Annotated in this window: 12 protein-coding genes and 2 riboswitches; of the genes, 8 read left to right on the top strand and 4 right to left on the bottom strand. The window is 67.9% G+C overall.

What is annotated here, in order from left to right; all coding sequences use genetic code 11:
• Positions 1–16 precede the first annotated feature (16 nt).
• On the bottom strand, positions 17–1,030 hold the full coding sequence (locus ABD736_RS05905; protein ID WP_425554993.1) for a LacI family DNA-binding transcriptional regulator: 1,014 nt from the start codon (positions 1,028–1,030) through the stop codon (positions 17–19).
• Between the two features lie 132 nt (positions 1,031–1,162).
• Between ABD736_RS05905 and ABD736_RS05900 the strand changes: the two genes are divergently transcribed.
• A complete protein-coding gene (locus ABD736_RS05900; protein WP_344790811.1) occupies positions 1,163–1,753 on the top strand; it encodes a DinB family protein in 591 nt (196 codons plus the stop codon).
• Here ABD736_RS05900 and ABD736_RS05895 read toward each other — a convergent pair.
• A complete protein-coding gene (locus tag ABD736_RS05895) occupies positions 1,750–3,243 on the bottom strand; it encodes a DHA2 family efflux MFS transporter permease subunit (protein ID WP_425554992.1) in 1,494 nt (497 codons plus the stop codon). The genes ABD736_RS05900 and ABD736_RS05895 overlap by 4 nt on opposite strands.
• A gap of 140 nt (positions 3,244–3,383) precedes the next feature.
• Positions 3,384–3,470: riboswitch (glycine riboswitch) on the top strand.
• A 1-nt stretch (position 3,471) separates the two neighbouring features.
• Positions 3,472–3,562, top strand: a riboswitch (glycine riboswitch).
• A 26-nt stretch (positions 3,563–3,588) separates the two neighbouring features.
• On the opposite strand from ABD736_RS05895, the gene gcvT reads away from it, so the two are divergent.
• The 3 genes from gcvT to gcvP all read left to right on the top strand — a co-directional run bounded on the left by gcvT (position 3,589) and on the right by gcvP (position 7,993).
• Positions 3,589–4,734, top strand: a complete 1,146-nt coding sequence (gcvT, locus tag ABD736_RS05890; protein WP_344790809.1) for a glycine cleavage system aminomethyltransferase GcvT — start codon at positions 3,589–3,591, stop codon at positions 4,732–4,734.
• Between the two features lie 2 nt (positions 4,735–4,736).
• Complete coding sequence (gene gcvH, locus ABD736_RS05885; RefSeq protein ID WP_344790808.1) at positions 4,737–5,108, top strand: glycine cleavage system protein GcvH; 372 nt, start codon at positions 4,737–4,739, stop codon at positions 5,106–5,108.
• Between the two features lie 71 nt (positions 5,109–5,179).
• Complete coding sequence (gcvP, locus tag ABD736_RS05880; protein ID WP_425555023.1) at positions 5,180–7,993, top strand: aminomethyl-transferring glycine dehydrogenase; 2,814 nt, start codon at positions 5,180–5,182, stop codon at positions 7,991–7,993.
• 85 nt (positions 7,994–8,078) lie between these two features.
• Here gcvP and ABD736_RS05875 read toward each other — a convergent pair whose 3' ends face one another.
• Entirely contained in the window at positions 8,079–8,825 is a 747-nt protein-coding gene (locus ABD736_RS05875) for a CPBP family intramembrane glutamic endopeptidase (protein ID WP_344790806.1), read from the bottom strand.
• A gap of 173 nt (positions 8,826–8,998) precedes the next feature.
• Here ABD736_RS05875 and ABD736_RS05870 point away from each other — a divergent pair, with 173 nt between their 5' ends.
• The 3 genes from ABD736_RS05870 (at position 8,999) to ABD736_RS05860 (ending at position 13,600) form a co-directional block, all read left to right on the top strand.
• The gene (locus ABD736_RS05870) at positions 8,999–10,786 is read left to right on the top strand and encodes an ABC transporter family substrate-binding protein (protein ID WP_344790805.1); all 1,788 of its coding nucleotides are present in this window, start codon (positions 8,999–9,001) and stop codon (positions 10,784–10,786) included.
• A 193-nt stretch (positions 10,787–10,979) separates the two neighbouring features.
• Complete coding sequence (locus tag ABD736_RS05865) at positions 10,980–12,527, top strand: ABC transporter permease (RefSeq protein ID WP_344790804.1); 1,548 nt, start codon at positions 10,980–10,982, stop codon at positions 12,525–12,527.
• Entirely contained in the window at positions 12,524–13,600 is a 1,077-nt protein-coding gene (locus ABD736_RS05860; RefSeq protein ID WP_344790803.1) for an ABC transporter permease, read from the top strand. Before ABD736_RS05865 ends, ABD736_RS05860 begins: the two co-directional genes overlap by 4 nt.
• 8 nt (positions 13,601–13,608) lie before the next feature.
• Here the strand turns inward: ABD736_RS05860 and ABD736_RS05855 are convergent, their stop codons facing one another.
• Positions 13,609–14,328, bottom strand: a complete 720-nt coding sequence (locus tag ABD736_RS05855) for a PH domain-containing protein (RefSeq protein ID WP_344790802.1) — start codon at positions 14,326–14,328, stop codon at positions 13,609–13,611.
• Between the two features lie 87 nt (positions 14,329–14,415).
• Between ABD736_RS05855 and ABD736_RS05850 the strand changes: the two genes are divergently transcribed.
• Positions 14,416–16,104 (top strand): ABC transporter ATP-binding protein, encoded by a 1,689-nt coding sequence (locus ABD736_RS05850; RefSeq protein WP_344790801.1) that lies wholly within the window; start codon positions 14,416–14,418, stop codon positions 16,102–16,104.
• Positions 16,105–16,179: the final 75 nt, after the last annotated feature.

Genomic DNA, 16,179 nt, shown 5'->3' with positions numbered 1-16,179 from the left:
CAAACCGAGCTCAGGATCAGGCGCGTCGTGCGGCCCCGCTCGACCGCCGCACGACGAGGTGCGGCTGCACGTCAACCGTGTCGTCGTCGCGCCCTTTGAGCAGCACCTGCACGCAGCGCCTGCCGAGTTCGGCGAAGTCCTGGCGCACAGTCGTCAGCGGTGGCCAGAAGTGCGCGGCCGCAGGAATGTCGTCGAAGCCGATCACGCTGATGTCCTCCGGCACGCGCACCCCGAGAGAGTGCGCTGCGTGCAGGACCCCGAGTGCCATCTCGTCGTTCGAGCAGAAGAACGCCGTGGCGTCGTTCGCGGCGATCAGCTGTTGGCCCGCGAAGTAGCCGAATTCCGCAGTCCAGTCACCGCGGATCGGCGGCAGCGTCGGCAGGTCACGGTCGGAGAGCTCGAGCAGATAGCCCTGCATGCGGGCATCCGCTTCGATCCAGTCCTGCGGCCCGGCGAGGTGCCGGATGTAGTGATGGCCGAGCTCCGCGAGGTGCGCGACGGCCGCCCTTGCACCGGCCGCCTGGTCGACCCAGAGCGCGTGCGGGTCGCCGTCGAGACCAGAGCGCAGCGTGACCATCGGCGGAAGGTCGTCGAGCTGGGCGAGTGTCTCGAACACCCGTTGCTGCGGAGCGATGACGACGAGGCCCTCGACGTCCTGCTCGATCATGCGGTCGACAGCCGCATTGATGGACGCCCCGTCGATCTCGGTGAGATGGGCGGTGTTGACGTAGATGCCTTCGGCGGCGGCAGCCGCCTCGATCGCCTGCACTGTCAGCGCCGGCCCATAGGTCGCCCTGATCGAAGCGAGCACGCCGATGGTGCGCGACCGGCCCGTCTTCAGCGCACGAGCTGCCCTGTTCGGCCGGTAGTGCAGCTCTTCCATCGCGGCGAGCACGCGATCGCGGGTCTCGGGTCGCAGAGCTTCGGAGTTGTTCAGCACGCGAGAGACCGTCTGATACGAAACGCCCGCCAGACGCGCAACATCCCGCATGTTCGGAGCCCGCGTGCGCGCGGATTCTGGGGAGCTCATCTGTGCCTCTCGTGGGGGGTGTGTTCGTTCACACCGCCGGAGTCATTATGCCGAAGCGGTCGCAGATGTCTGGCCGGCGGTGCCCCACCGGGGGTGCTGGCGGATGTCGGCGGCCCGCAATACGGTCGAGGCATGACGCGAGGCGACGACCAGAAGGCCGTGCTCAAGCGCTACCTGCAGCGGCAGCGCGATGCGGTGGTGTGGAAGCTCGACGGGCTGAGCGAGCGGCAGGCGCGGTGGCCGGTGACACCCACGGGGACGAACCTGCTCGGCCTTGTGAAGCACCTCGCGCACATGGAGTACGGCTACTTCGGTGACGTCTTCGATCGGCCCGCCACGGACCCGTTGCTGCTCGACCTGGACGTCGCCGACGAAAACGACGACTTCTGGGCCAGGGCCGACGAGCCGCTGAGCGAGGTCGTCGCGTTCTACCGGCGGGCCTGGGCGCACGCCGACGCGACGATCGATGCGCTGCCGCTCGATGCCACAGGCACCGTGCCGTGGTGGCCAGACGACCGCAGGCACCCGACGCTGCACACCGTGCTGGTGCATCAGGTGCACGAGTCCGCGCGGCACGCGGGGCATGCCGACATCTTGCGCGAGCTGCTCGATGGCAGCGCCGGCATGAACCGCACGTCGTCGAATCTGCCCGACTTCGATGAGGAGCGGTGGGCTGGCTACCGCGCGAAGCTGCAGGGCATCGCCGAGCAGTTCCCCGGCTAGACCACTTCGCCGGTCTCCTCAGCGACCTCTTCGAGCGGCCGGCGCACGAAGAACGCGCCGACGATCGCGGCGAGAGAGACGATCGCCCCGATGAGGAACGCTGCGCGCACGCCGGATGCCTGCGCCGGCAGCGCCTCGGCGCCGTCGGCCGTCGCCGCGAGCGTCACGGCGGCCAGCACCGTCACGAACACGGCCGTGCCGGCTGCGCCCGCCACCTGCTGCACCGTGCCGACGATGGCGCTCGCGTGCGAGTAGAAGTGCTTCGTGACCGATCCGAGCGCGGTGGTGAACAGCGGCGTGAACATGAGGGCAAGTCCGAAGCTCAGCACGATGTGGGCCACCAGCACGAGCCAGATCGGGGCATGGTCTGTGGCGAACAGTGCGAGAAACCAGAGGTCCGCCGAGACGATCACGGCGCCGGGCACGAGCAGCACCGTGGGTCCGCGGCGGTCGTACACCCGCCCGACGGCGGGCGCGAACAGGCCCATCACCAGGCCACCCGGCAGAAGCAGCAGCCCGGAGAGCAGCGACCCGATGCCGAGCACGGTCTGCATGTAGATCGGCAGCACGATGATCGTGCCGAACAGCGCGATCATCATGATCACCATCACGACGACCGAGACGGTGAAGTTCCGCACGAGGAACGGCCTGAGATCGAGCAGAGCGCGGTCGCGGCGGGCGAGCCGGCGCTGCCGCAGCACGAAGAGCGCGAGCGCGATCGCACCGACGCCGAGCGCCGTCGTCATGACCCACACAGCCGAGGAGCCGCCGCTCGAGGCATCCGTCGCCCCGCCGATCTGAGCCAGCCCGAAGACCACGCCGCCGAACCCGAGTGCCGCGAGCGGAATCGACCAGCCGTCGAGCGGCGCACGCTCAGGCGGGCTCACGTTCTCGACGCTGAGGACGCCGATGACGAGCATCGCGACCGCGATGGGCAGCACGATCAGGAACATCCACCGCCAGGACAGCGAGTTGAGCACGAGCCCCGAGATCGTCGGCCCGATGGCCGGCGCCACAGAGATCACCGTCGATACCCGGCCCATCAGGCGGCCGCGCTCGTGCGGCGGCACGAGCTCCATGATGGTGGTCATCAAGAGCGGCATCATGATCGCCGTGCCGCAGGCCTGCGTGACGCGCGCGATGAGCAGCACCGTGAACCCGGGGGCGATCGCGGCGAGCAGCGTTCCCGCCGAGAAGAAGCTCATGGCGAGGATGAACGCCGGCCTCGTCTCGAGCCGCTGCAGCAGCCACCCTGTGACGGGGATCACGACGGCCATCGTGAGCATGAACACCGTCGTGAGCCACTGCGCGAGCTCGACCGACACCTTCAGATCGACGACGAGCCGGGGAATCGCGACGCCCATGATCGTCTCGTTCAGGATCACGACGAAGGTCGCCCCGAGCAGCAGCCAGATGACGCGGCTCGAGCGCGCATCGAGGCTCGCGGGCGCGGCGGTCTCAAGCTCTGCGGTCACTTCACCAGTCCTCATGCAATGACGTCGATCGGGGCGACGGAAGATCGACATCGACAGGCTAAAGACGACCAGTGACATCGGCTCGCCGCAAGAGGGAAGAGCCCCGGGCTTCCGGTACGCTGGGCGCAGCACCACACAATCGAATACCGGGCCGACAGGCCGCCGCGGGAGAGCTGCGCGAGCAGCACCGAAGGAGCAATCCTCCCCGACAATCTCTCAGGTACATGTACCGCGGCAGGCTGGCCACTCTGAAGAGTGGAATTGCGAAGCAACTCCCGCCGATGGTGAAAGCGCCTCGTGGTGCGAATCTCTCAGGCACAGATACAGAGGGGGAGTTCGTTCCTTTCCCAAGGAGAGCTCTTGTCTGATCGTGTCTCACCGCTTGCCGAGGTGCACGCAGCGGCCGGTGCCCAGTTCACCGATTTCGCCGGCTGGCAGATGCCGGTGCGCTATTCGAGCGACCTCGCCGAGCACAAGGCCGTGCGCGAGGCCGCGGGCATCTTCGACCTGTCGCACATGGGCGAGATCGTGCTCGTCGGCGACGAAGCGGCCGCGGCGCTCGACTTCGCCGTCTCCGGGCGGATGTCCGCGCTGCAGCCCGGGCAGGCGAAATACACGCTGCTGCTCAACCCCGGCGGCGGCGTGATCGACGATCTGATCGTCTACCGCACGGGCGATGACCGCTATCTGGTGGTCGCGAACGCGGCGAACGCGGGCGTGGTCGCCGAAGCACTGCGCGAGCGCGCGAGTGGATTCGCCGCCCAGGTGTTCGACGAGAGCGACGACGTGGCGCTCATCGCGGTGCAGGGTCCGCGCGCGCTCGAGGTCATCCTCGCCACCGAGGGCTTCGCGATCGAGGGCGGCCACCCCGACGGCGAGGACGTCGCAGCGGTCCTCGGCGCCCTGCGCTACTACCGCGCCGTCGCCGGCATGTTCCGCGAGCGGCCGGTGCTGTTCGCCCGCACGGGCTACACCGGCGAAGACGGCTTCGAGCTGTTCTGCGCCCCCGACTTCGCGAAGGAGCTGTGGGAGGCGCTCGTCGAGGCGGGCGCCCCGCTCGGCCTGCTGCCCGCCGGCCTCGCCGCGCGCGACACTCTGCGCCTCGAGGCGGGCATGCCGCTCTACGGCCACGAGCTCGGCGCAGACATCCTGCCCGAACAGGCGGGGCTCGGTCGCGTGGTTGCGCTCGACAAGGACGGCGAGTTCGTCGGCCGGGCCGCGATCGAGAAGGGGCCGGGGCAGGATGCCCGCGTGCTGGTCGGCCTCGCCGGCGAAGGCCGCCGGGCAGCCCGCGCCGACTACAAAGTCTTCACGGCCGACGGCTCGACCGAGGTGGGCAGCGTGACCTCCGGTGCGCTGTCGCCCACGCTCGGGCATCCGATCGCCCTCGCCTACATCGACCCCGCATATCGCGAGGTGGGCACGCAGCTCACCATCGACGTGCGCGGCGCCAAGCATCCCTACACCGTCACGAACGTGCCCTTCTACAAGCGAAAGCAGAGCTGACCATGGCCGCCCCTCTAAACCTCAAGTACACGGAAGAGCACGAGTGGGTGCTCATCGACGGCGACGTCGCGACGGTGGGCATCACCGACTATGCGCAGGCCGCGCTCGGCGACGTGGTTTTCGTCGATCTGCCTGCTGAGGGCACCGCGGTGACTGCCGCGGCCGTGGTCGGCGAGATCGAGTCGACGAAGTCGGTCGGCGAGCTGTTCGCTCCCATCGACGGCGAGGTCGTCGAGGCGAACCAGGCCGTCGTCGACAGCCCCGACCTCGTGAACTCGGATCCCTACGGCGCCGGCTGGCTGATCAAGGTGCGCTTCACCGAGCTTCCCGAGCTGCTCGACGCCGCCGCGTACGACGAGCTGACGAGCAAGTGAGCGACGCCGGCTCGCTGACCCGCACGTTCGCCGACCGCCACATCGGCGCGGACTCCGACCAGACGGCGGCGATGCTCGCGGCCGTCGGCTACGACAGCGTCGACGCGCTCGTGCGCGCCGCGGTGCCCGGGTCGATCCAGCTGCCCGCCGGCGCCCCGTCGAGCATCCCGGCTGCCGCCTCTGAGCGCGCCGCACTCGCCGAGCTGCGCGCGCTCGCCGCCAAGAACACGGTGAACCGCTCGCTCATCGGCCAGGGCTATTACGGCACGCTGACGCCCGCGGTCATCCAGCGCAATGTGCTCGAGAACCCCAGCTGGTACACGGCGTACACGCCGTATCAGCCCGAGATCTCGCAGGGGCGCCTCGAGGCGCTGCTCAACTTCCAGCAGGCGGTCTGCGACCTGACCGGTCTCGCGATCGCCAACGCCTCGATGCTCGACGAGTCGACCGCGGTCGTCGAGGCGATGCTGCTGGCGCGGCGCGCATCGAAGTCGAAATCGTCGCGCTTCATCGTCGATGCGGATGCCTTCCCGCAGACGCTCGCGCTGATCGAGGGTCGGGCGGCGGCGGTCGGCATCGAGGTCGACGCAGTGCGGCTGAGCGAGGCCGACGCGGCCGCGCTCGGCGAGTTCTTCGGGGTCTTCGTGCAGTACCCGGGCGCCTCAGGGCTCGTCTGGAACCCGGCATCCGTCTTCGCCGCCGCGCATGAGCAGGGCGCGCTCGCGATCGCCGCGGCGGACCTGCTCGCGGTCGCGATCATCACGCCCCCTGGCGAGCTCGGCGCCGACATCGCGGTCGGCTCGTCGCAGCGCTTCGGCGTGCCGATGGGCTTCGGCGGCCCGCACGCCGGCTACATGGCGGTGCGCGCGGGGCTCGAGCGTCAGTTGCCCGGGCGTCTCGTCGGCGTCAGTCAGGACGCCTTCGGCAAGCCCGCCTACCGCCTGACGCTTCAGACGCGCGAGCAGCACATCCGCCGTGAGAAGGCCACTTCGAACATCTGCACGGCGCAGGTGCTGCTGGCCGTGATGGCCTCGATGTATGCGGTGTACCACGGGCCTCGCGGCATCCGGGCGATCGCGACGCAGGTGCATCAGACGGCGTATGAGTTCGCCTCCGAGCTGTGGTCGCACGGCGTCGACGTCGGGGGCAGCAACTTCTTCGACACCGTCACCGTTCGCGTCGACGACGCCGGCGCGGCGGTCGCAGCAGCGCACGAGCGCGGCGTGCTGCTGTGGAAGGTCGACGACGAGACGGTGTCGTTCAGCGTCGACGAGGCCGTCGCCGCCGACCCTGAGCCCGTGCTCGACGTGCTCAAGGACGTGTTCGGGTTCGATGCTGACCTGTACCGCACCGACTTCGGTATGGCGGGCCCGGCGATCCCCTTCGAGCTCGAGCGCACTTCGGCCTACCTCACACACCCGGTCTTCAACTCGTACCACTCCGAGACCGCCATGATGCGGTACCTCAAGCTGCTGGCCGACCGCGACTACGCCCTCGACCGAGGGATGATCCCGCTCGGCTCATGCACCATGAAGCTCAACGCGGCGACCGAGATGGCGGCCGTCACGTGGCCGGAGTTCGCCGAGCTGCACCCGTTCGCGCCCGCCGCAGATGTCGCCGGCTATCTCGAGCTGATCGGCGACCTCGAGACGTGGGTCGCCGAACTCACGGGCTACGACACGGTGTCGCTGCAGCCGAACGCGGGCAGCCAGGGCGAGCTCGCCGGGCTGCTCGCGATCCGCGGCTACCACCGCTCGCGCGGCGACGACCAGCGCACCGTCTGCCTCATTCCGCAGTCTGCGCACGGCACCAACGCGGCCTCGGCCGTGCTCGCCGGGCTGCGCGTCGTCGTGGTCGCGACGGATGCCGGCGGCAACGTCGACCTCGCCGATCTGCGCGCCAAGATCGAGGCGAACCGCGACGAGCTCGCGGCGCTCATGATCACCTACCCGTCGACGCACGGCGTCTACGAGCACGACGTGGTGGAGATCACGGATGCCGTGCACGAGGCCGGCGGGCAGGTGTACATCGACGGCGCGAACCTCAACGCACTGCTCGGCTACGCCCAATTCGGCCGCTTCGGCGGGGACGTCTCGCACCTCAACCTGCACAAGACGTTCTGCATCCCCCACGGCGGCGGCGGCCCGGGCGTCGGGCCGGTCGCGGCGAAGGCGCACCTCGCGCCGTTCCTGCCCGGCCACCCGCTCGCGCAATCGAACGAGCACGTCGGTCTCGAGCACGGCGGCGCGCCGGTTTCCGCTGCGCCGTTCGGCTCGCCCAGCATCCTGCCGATCTCATGGGCCTACGTGCGCATGATGGGGCTCCACGGGCTCACGCGCGCGACGGGCGCCGCGGTGCTCGCCGCCAACTACGTCGCCGTGCGCCTGCGCGACCACTACCCGGTGCTGTATGCCGGTGAGAGCGGGCTGGTCGCGCACGAGTGCATCCTCGACGTGCGCACGCTGTCGGCCGAGACCGGCGTGACGGTCGACGACGTGGCCAAGCGACTGGTGGATTACGGATTCCACGCGCCGACGATGTCGTTCCCGGTGGCGGGCACGCTGATGGTCGAGCCGACCGAGTCGGAGGACCTGCGCGAACTCGACCGCTTCATCGACGCGATGATCGCGATCGAGCGCGAGGCGCGGCAGCTTGCGGACGAGGCGTGGCCCGCCGACGACAACCCGCTGCGCGGTGCACCGCACACGGCGGAGTCGGTCATCGCGGGGGAGTGGACACACCCCTATTCGCGCGAGCTCGCGGTGTACCCGGCCGGCCCCGCCCAGGCGCGGGCGAAGTACTGGCCGCCGGTGGGCCGCATCGACCAGGCGTGGGGCGACCGCAACCTGTTCTGCGCCTGCCCGCCGCCTGAGGCTTTCGCCTAACGCGCGGCCCGCAGATCGGCTCATCGAGTACGCAGTACTCGCGGTTTTGGTGGCGCCAGACTCGCGAGTACTGCGTACTCGACGCTCACTTGAAGACCCCCGGCCACAGCGCCACGGCGAGGGGATAGCCGACGAACGACACGATGTCGAGCACGGTGTGGGCCACGACCAGAGGTGCGGTCCGGCCCCACCGTGCATAGACCCAGCCGAAGACGACGCCCATGACGGCGTTGCCGAAGAACGGCCCGATGCCCTGATAGAGGTGGTACGAGCCGCGCAGCACCGCCGAGGCGATGATCATCGGCCACTTCCCCCAGTCGAGCAGCCGCAGCCGGTCGAAGATGTAGCCGACGACGATCACCTCCTCCTGCAGCGCGGCGCGCAGGGCAGAGAGCACGAGGACGGGCACCGTCCACCAGTGGGAGTCGACTGGGGATGCCTGCACCGACACGGTGATGCCCAGAAGCCTCCCGAGCGCATAGAACCCGAGGCCCGGAACGCCGATGCATGCCGCGAGCAGCAGCCCCGCGCCCAGATCGCGCGCCGGCCGCCGCCACGTCAGTCCGATCCGCTCGAATCCGCTTCGCCCCGGTTCCCACAGCAGATAGATGGCCAATGCAACAGGGAACAGGTCGAAGAAGACCCCGAGAACCTGGTACGTGAAGTCGAGCCACTGCACCGGAGACTGCGACGTGTTGAGGGCTGTGGACTGGTCTGCGAGCGGCTTTCCCGACGAAAGGTCAGCAAGCAGGGCGACAATCGAGTACACAGCGGATGCCCCGAGCGAGAGCCCGAGAACGATGGCGACCTCCGACCACAGCTTGCGTTTCAATTGAGCAAACCTCGCCACGCTGGGCCTCCGGCGCAGAGCGTTACGCGCATGTAACGGTTTGGTCGCCGGTTTGGCCTTGCGCGCAATGGGTGCATATCTTGCTTTCTATCAAGAGCGCTATGAACGCCTAACAGGCGTGCCCATGGCTCTGCACCATTCCTACAGGAGGACAATTGAAGATCAAGCGGATCGGGGTGGCGCTGGCAGCGGTTGCAGCGGCTTCCGCCCTGGCGCTGACGGGGTGCTCCGGCACGTCGAATAATTCGAGCGGCGACGAGATCAACAAGAACCAGTCGCTGACCATCGCGCAGAACGGCCCGTTCACGGCCTACAACTCGAACACCGGCCAGGATTACACGACCTACAACTCGAACGTCAGCTACATGACGCTCGCCGGGTTCAACTACTACGACAACACCCCGAAGCTCGTGAAGGACACCAAGTTCGGCACGTACAAGGTTGTCTCGAAGGACCCGCTGACCATCAAGTACACGGTCAACAAGGGCGTGAAGTGGAGCGACGGCACCCCGGTCGACGCATCCGACCTCCTCCTCACCTGGGCCAGCGACCTGACCAAGTACAACGACCCCAAGGGCAAGGTGAACTTCACCTCCGTGAGCGCCGGCGCTCTGCCCCTGGACGAGTCGACCCCGCCGAAGGTGAGCGACGACAACCGCTCGATCACCTTCTCGTACAGCGCGACCTACCCTGACTGGGAGCAGCTGGCGTTCAACCCCGGCATCGCCGCCCACGCGGTCTACAACCTCGCCTTCCCGGACAAGAAGCTGAGCGGCAAGGAAGCCAACAAGGCCGTCATCGACGCGATCGAGAACGACGACCAGACCACCCTCGCCGCGATGGCGAAGGTGTGGGCGACCGGCTTCGAGTTCACGGGTGACCTGCCCTCGAACAAGCAGCTGTACCTGTCTGACGGCCCGTACGTGATCACTGACTTCAAGAAGGACCAGTACGTCACGCTCACGCGCAACAAGAGCTACACCTGGGGCCCGATCCCCAAGGTCAACAAGCTGACCATCCGCTTCATCCAGGACCCGACCGCACAGGTGCAGGCCCTGCAGAACGGCGAGGTCTCGATCATCCAGGGCCAGGCCGACGCAGACACGGTGGCGTCGCTCAAGGCACTGAAGGGCAAGGGCGTCGAGACGAAGACTGAGGCCGGCTCGACCTACGAGCACGTCGACCTCACCTTCGACAACAAGGGTCCGTTCGACCCGGCGACCTACGGCGGCGACGCCAACAAGGCCAAGCTCGTGCGTCAGGCGTTCCTCGCCGCGCTGCCCCGTCAGCAGATCATCGACAACCTGATCAAGCCGCTCAACCCGAACGCCACGGTCATGGACTCGCAGACGTTCCTGCCCGGCACCCCCGGCTACGACAAGTCGGTCGCGGGCAACGGCTCGAGCGACTACGACAAGGTCGACATCGCCAAGGCGAAGTCGCTGCTGCAGCAGGCCGGTGTCAAGACGCCGGTCGACGTCCGCTTCCTCTACGGCAAGAGCAACACCCGCCGTGCGCAGGAATACGCGCTGATCGCCGCCTCTGAGAAGCAGGCCGGCTTCAACGTGATCGACAAGGGCGACGACAACTGGTCGTCGATCCTCGGCAACGGCTCGTATGACGCAGCCCTGTTCGCCTGGCAGTACACCTCGCTTGCGGTGACCGGCAGCCAGGCCGCCATCCAGACCGGCGGCGGCAACAACTTCAGCGGCTACAGCAACAAGGACGTGGATGCTGACTGGAAGACCATCGGCGGCACGCTCGACAAGTCCAAGCAGGACGCGGCTCTGACGGACATCGACCAGAAGATGTGGGCAGACGCCTACGGCGCCACCATCTTCCAGTTCCCGGACGTCGTGGCGTACTCGAGCAAGGTCAAGAACGTCTCCTACTCGCCCCTCGCCCCGAACCAGTTCTGGAACTTCTGGGAGTGGACCAAGTAGCCCTGACGTACCCTGATCGGTAACGCCAGGTTCACTTAGAACCGAACACCGGTGTGCCGGGGCGAGGAAATCGCCCCGGCACACCCACGTCAGGCCCCGAGTTCGACGCGATCCGTCGGGCCGTGGGCCACGTCCGAGGAAAATCTATGAAGACCACATCCACGCGGAAGCGGCAGAGCGCGAGGATTCCGCTGTGCTGACCTTCCTGTCGAGGCGCCTGCTGGCATCGATCATCGTTCTGCTGCTCGCGTCGTATCTCGTCTACATCCTTTCGGCGAACGCGGGTGACCCGCTCGAAGCGCTGCGCACCAGCACGGCGAAGAACAAGGAAGAGCTGATCGAGCAGCGCATCCAGCAGCTCGGGCTCAACGTTCCGACGCCGCTGCGCTACTTCCTCTGGCTCGGCGGCATCCTCAAGGTCTTCGTCGGCCACTTCACCCTCGGTCAGACGATCTCCGGCACCCCGGTGACCACCGCGGTCGGCAACGCCGCGATCGTCACGCTGCAGCTGATCATCGCGAGCGTCGTGCTGGCGATCATCTTCGGTGTGCTCATCGGCATCACGACCGCCCTGCGCCAGTACAGCGGCTACGACTACACGGTGACGTTCCTCGCCTTCCTCTTCTTCTCGCTACCGTCGTTCTTCATCGCGGTCGTGCTGAAGGCATACCTCGGCATCACCTTCAACAACTACCTCGCCGACCCCCACGTGGCGTGGTGGGCCTACGTGTTCATCCCGCTGATCATCGGCGGCGCAGCCGCCGGCGTCTCCGGGGGCACGCGCCGCTTCCGCTTCGTGACCTTCGTCATCGCGACGATCGCGACGCTCGCCGTCGTGGTGTTCATCGCTGCGACGAACTGGTTCGTGACTCCGACCCTCGGCGCGGCCGACATCGTGATCGTCGCGATCGTCTCGGTGGCGCTCGCGCTGCTCGTCACGGTGCTGACGACGGGGCTGCGTAACCGCAAGGCGCTCTACACGGGGCTCACGGCGGTTGCGGTCGGCCTCGTCGCCTACTTCCCGTTCATCCAGATCTCCGGCCAGCTCCAGCTCTGGTCGCTCTCTCTGCTGGGCCTGCTCACCATCGCGGTCGGCCTGCTGATCGGGTACCTGTATGGCGGCCACGACCGCGGCCAGTCCATGCGCAACGGTGCGATCATCGCCTTCATCACGGGCCTCGTGATCGTGATCAACCGCTTCATGCAGTCGTGGAACGTGTACGTCAACGAGGTCGTCAGCGGCCGCCCGATCGCGACGGTCGGCTCGGGCACTCCCGACCTCAACTCGATGACGTCGAGCTTCTGGATCCACGGCCTCGACACCTACACACACCTGCTGCTGCCGACGATCTCGCTGTGCCTCATCTCGATCGCGGGCTACAGCCGCTACATGCGCTCCAACCTGCTCGATGTGATGAACAGCGACTACATCCGCACGGCGCGGGCGAAGGGCCTGAACCAGCGGACGGTCGTCATGCGTCACGCCTTCCGCAACTCGCTCATCCCGCTGACGACGATCGTGGCGTTCGACCTCGGCGCGCTGCTCGGCGGCGCGGTCATCACCGAGAACGTCTTCGCGTGGTCCGGCATGGGGAAGCTCTTCACCGACGCGCTCCACAACGTGGACGTCAACTCGCTGATGGGCTACTTCGTGGTGGCCGGTGTCGCCGTCGTCGTCTTCAACCTCCTGGCGGACGTCGCGTACTCCGCCCTTGACCCGAGGATCAGGATCGCAGCATGAGCCAGCTTCCCCCCATCGAACCCGACCTCAACGAGGCGGCCGCGGGAGCAGCGGCACCCTCGACCGTCGCGGCGACCGACCAGCAGAGCAACTTCGAGCTCAAGGAGGTCGAGGGTCTCAGCCAGGGCCGCATCGTGTGGCGGCGCTTCCTGCGCCACCGCGGCGCGATGATCTCGGCCGTCATCCTGCTTCTCGTGGTGCTCATGGCGTTCACCTCTGAGGGCATCGACGCCGCCGGCATCACGATCCACGGCTGGTGGCCGTACACCTACACCCAGCTGACGACGCTGCACGGCGGAGGTGCGCCTACGTGGCAGCATCCGTTCGGCGAGGACTCGCTCGGCCGCGACATGTTCGCGATCGTCATGCGCGGCTGCCAGCAGTCGCTGACGATCGTGTTCGTCGTCGGCATCATCTCCGTCGTCATCGGCGTCATCATCGGCGCGGCGTCGGGCTTCTTCCGCGGCTGGATCGACACGATCCTGATGCGCTTCACCGACATCGTGCTGATCATCCCGCTGATCGTGCTCACGGCGACGCTCGGCCGCCGCTACGGCGCGCACGGCCCGCTGATCCTCGCAGTGGTGCTGGGCCTCGCATCGTGGACGGCGCTCGCGCGCCTCGTGCGCGGCGACTTCCTAAGCCTGCGCGAGCGCGAGTTCGTGGATGCCGCCCGCGTCGCCGGCGCGAGCCCGTGGCGCATCATGATGGTGCACATCCTGCCGAACGCCATCGGCGTGATCATCGTCAACACCACGCTGCTGATGTCGGCGACGATCCTCACCGAGTCGGCCGTGTCGTTCCTCGGCTTCGGTGTGCAGGCGCCCGACGTGTCACTGGGCTCGGTCATCGGCGAGTACCAGGCCGCGTTCGCGACCAGGCCGTGGCTGTTCTTCTGGCCGGCCGCCTTCATCGTGATCATCTCGCTGACGATCAACTTCATCGGCGACGGCCTGCGCGACGCCTTCGACCCGCGCCAGAAGCGCGCGCTGAACAAGGCTGCGCGCAAGGCGGCGGCGGCCGCCCGCGAGAAGGCACGCGCCGAGTCGGCAGCCAGCACCCAGCCGGCTTGAGCGAGATGTCAGTGCACGAGAGCCACGCACGCCGCCGCGATGATCGCCAGCGCGATCAGCGCGGCGGCCTCGCGGCCGAGCCAGCGCGTCGTGACGCCGGTGCCTTCGACGGCTCCGCTGTCGAGGTACCCGGCGCCGTGCAGCTCGTCCCAGTAACGGCGGACGTAGAGCGCGGCCAGGCCCGAATCGCTCGAGGGGATGTCGCTGGGGCGGATGCTTCCAGCCATGAACGTCGAGTCGGGAATCCCCTGGAGGTCGCCGCGGCGAACTCGCTGCGGCGGCTGGTCGAGCAGGGCGTCGGGGCGCGTCGCGCTTCCGCTCTCGGGCCCGACGAGGAACTCGGGGTGCCGCGTGGCGCCCACACCGGTCGCCCTCATGGTCGCGTAGCGGCTGGGCGCCGGTGCGCCCCAGGCGACGATCTTGCCCTTCGGGGTGAAGAGCGTGAGCGCGTACTTCGTGTCGACGTTCTGGATCGCGGGCCAGCTCACCTCGTGCACGCGCAGCAGGTTGCGCACGCTGACGCCGGCGAGCGAGATCGTCACGCTCGGCGACCAGAACAGCAGCCACACGACGTATGCCACGAGCAGGGCGAGCACGCCGTAGCGGGCCAGGTCGCCCCAGCGCCCGGTGACGATCATCGTCACCAGTGCGGCGGCACAGACGCACCACACCAGCACCGTGAGGACGATTCCGAATCGGGGCCGCAGAGTCTTGGATTCCTCGGTCACGCGCATCCCGCTATCGTCCCAGATCTTTCCCCACTTCCCGCCGCCACCGCGGCCTGACCCGCCCTCCACGAGAGGAAGAGACAACTTATGGCCAACAACACTTCGTCGACTCAGACCGAGGCTCCCATCCTCGAGGTCACCGGCCTCGGCGTCGACTTCTGGGTCGACGGCACGTGGTACCCCGCCGCGATGGACATGAACTACACCGTCGCGCCGGGCGAGGTGCTCGCGATCGTCGGCGAGTCCGGCTCCGGCAAGAGCTCGAGCTCGATGGCGCTGCTCGGTCTTCTGCCGTCGAACTCTCGCGTCAGCGGGTCGATCAAGCTCAACGGCCGCGAGCTCGGCGGCCTCACCGAGGGTCAGCTGCGCCAGATCCGCGGCAAGGACGTGTCGGTCATCTTCCAGGAGCCGATGACGGCGCTGAACCCCGTCTACACCGTCGGCTTCCAGATCGTCGAGTCGTTGCGCCTGCACCTGAACCTCACGCCCGCAGAGGCCAAGGCTCGGGCGATCGAGCTGCTCGAGATGGTCGAGATCCCCGACCCGGCCGGCTCGTTCGACAAGTACCCGCACCAGTTCTCGGGCGGGCAGCGCCAGCGCGTCATGATCGCCATCGCCATCAGCTGCGACCCCGTGCTGCTCATCGCCGACGAGCCGACCACCGCGCTCGACGTCACGGTGCAGGCCGAGATCCTCGACCTGATGCGCAACCTGCGCCACCGCCTGAACAGCGGCATCGTGCTGATCACGCACGACATGGGCGTCGTCGCCGACCTGGCAGACAAGATCATCGTGATGAAGGACGGCGTCATCGTCGAGGCCGCACCCATCCGCGAGATCTTCAACGCGCCCAAGCATCCCTACACCCAGCAGCTGCTCAGCGCGGTGCCGCGTCTGCAGGTCTCGGACCGCGCGGAGGGCGTCGACCCGTTCGCCGGCGCCGAGACGGTGCTGAAGCTGCAGGACGTCTCGATCGAGTACCCGAAGCACGGTCGCGTCCCCGCGTTCCGCGCCGCTGACGGCATCAACCTCGAGATCCGCAAGGGCGAGGTGCTCGGGCTCGTGGGCGAGTCAGGCTCCGGCAAGACCACGATCGGCCGCGCCGTCGTCGGGCTGCTGCCCGTCGTCGAGGGAAGCCTCACGATCAACGGCCGCGACCTGGCCAAGGCCGACGCGAAGGGCCTGCGCGACATCCGCCGCCACATCGGCATCGTCTTCCAGGACCCGGGCTCTTCGCTCAACCCGCGCTTCCCGATCGGCCAGTGCATCGGCGAGCCGCTGCTGCTGACCAAGCAGTTCGACAAGAAGGCGATCGACCGCCGCGTGGAGGAGCTGCTCGACCAGGTCGAGCTGCCGCGGTCCTTCCGCAACCGCTACCCGCACGAGCTCTCGGGCGGTCAGCGCCAGCGCGTCGGTATCGCCCGCGCCCTCGCGCTCGAGCCGTCGCTGCTGGTGGCCGACGAGCCGACGTCGGCGCTCGACGTCTCGGTGCAGGCGCGCTTCCTCGATCTGCTGCAGACCATTCAGCAGGAGCAGCAGTTCGCCTGCCTGTTCGTCAGCCACGACCTCGCCGTCGTCGACCTGCTCGCCGACCGCATCGCGGTGATGCACCGTGGCAAGCTCGTCGAGCAGGGCTCGGCCGACCAGATCCTGCGCAACCCGCAGGACCCGTACACGCAGCGGCTCATCGCCGCCGTGCCCGTGCCGGACCCCGACGAGCAGCAGGACCGCCGCGAGGCGCGCGCTGCACTGCTGGCCCAAGGTGCTGCCAGCTAGCGAAGCGAGTCACACGTAGACTGAGAGGGCGGCCGTCGTGCCGCCCTCTCTCGCGTGCACGGAAGCCGCAAAAAT

The organism is Gryllotalpicola daejeonensis, assembly GCF_039538145.1.
Taxonomy (GTDB): Bacteria; Actinomycetota; Actinomycetes; order Actinomycetales; family Microbacteriaceae; genus Gryllotalpicola; species Gryllotalpicola daejeonensis.
This window is presented reverse-complemented; position numbering and strand designations above follow the sequence as displayed.